At 60.2% G+C, this 1,536-nt stretch carries 1 protein-coding gene; it reads left to right on the top strand.

What is annotated here, in order from left to right:
* Positions 1 to 1,157: calcium-binding protein (locus HNR28_RS18675; protein ID WP_184142651.1), on the top strand; the 1,157-nt coding region annotated here is incomplete at its 5' end.
* Positions 1,158 to 1,536: the final 379 nt, after the last annotated feature.

Below are 1,536 nucleotides of genomic sequence, written 5' to 3'. Positions count from 1 at the left end.
TCGCCGACACCCTGGCGAACATAGCTGCAGCACTGCCACTGGATGCGGACTACGCGCTGACCGATGTCGCCAGCGACATCACCACAGTGACGGTGGCGGAAGCCGGCGTGATCAAGGGGGCGACCAACGCTGGGGACTACACCTACTCAATCGCCGACACCCTGGCGAACATAGCTGCAGCGCTGCCACTGGATGCGGACTACGCGCTGACCGATGTCGCCGGCGACATCACCACAGTGACGGTGGCGGAAGCCGGCGTGATCAAGGGGGCGACCAACGCTGGGGACTACACCTACTCAATCGCCGACACCCTGGCGAACATAGCTGCAGCACTGCCACTGGATGCGGACTACGCGCTGACCGATGTCGCCAGCGACATCACCACAGTGACGGTGGAGAAAGCCGGCGTGATCAAGGGGGCGACCAACGCTGTCGACTACACCTACAACATCGCCGACACCATCGCTGCGGCTGATAGTATGAACTTCAGCGATGCTGCTTGGGCAGGCATCACGGGCGTCAATCTGACTGGCAGTGCCGGTGATCAAACCGTCACAGGTTCCGCGTTTGCGGACTTTATCGCCGGTGGGGATGGCGTTGACACGCTGTCGGGTGGCGACGGGAACGACACCCTGACGGGAGATGCAGGTGAAGACACCCTGACGGGAGGTGCAGGTGACGACACCCTGACCGGGGGCGCTGAGGCTGATACGTTCACCTTCATCGCAGGTACTGGCACCACCGCTGCAGCCGTTTTGGCAGCCAACGGTACCGACACGATCACCGATTTCAAGTCGAGCGATGGCGACATTCTGGATGTGTCTGCTCTGCTCACTGGAGGTCTAGCCTTCATCAGAGGTGAATATTCAACGCTCTCCGCAGCCGTTGATAATTACAACGTGGTCGTCATCGAGGATACCCAGAATGAATCGGGTGGTCCTCTTGACGCAATCCATGTGGATACCCTGGCTCGGGCCGTGAGTAATCACACGGGTTCCGGCATCCTGGTGTTCGACAACAACGGCACCGTCCAGATTTGGTACGATGCCGACATGGGTACGGACCACGGAGGAGGCGACGCGGTCCTCATCGGCGTGATCGGGACAGAGGACGCCGCTGCTGTCCTGGTGAACCTGACCTCCTACAACTTCATCTGATTCCCCAGAGACGCCGCCCGCCACGACAGACGGTGCAGGCGCAAGCCTTTGAGCCCCCGCTGCCCTCACGGCAGTGGGGGTTCTTTTTTGCGCATCCGCCGCCGCGGCCGCGCCGATTTTGCCCGCCTCGACCAACCTCCCGGGACGAGTCCGGCAACATGCCAAAGGAACGCCTGCCCAAGAAAGGGAAGGCCCGCCCAAGGAATACCCACACAAAGAACACCTACATTCGTACAGGTGCATTTGCAGAGATGGCAGCGCGAGGGCAATTCAGCACAATGACCCGGTGTTTGTCAACGAAGATGTCCGGTAAATCATGCGGCACGTCTTATGGTTTCAGGTGATTCCTGATGCAGCTTTTCTGGGTTAAGCCAGACCG

This window comes from Castellaniella defragrans (genome assembly GCF_014203015.1).
Classification (GTDB): Bacteria; Pseudomonadota; Gammaproteobacteria; order Burkholderiales; family Burkholderiaceae_B; genus Castellaniella; species Castellaniella defragrans.
This window is presented reverse-complemented; position numbering and strand designations above follow the sequence as displayed.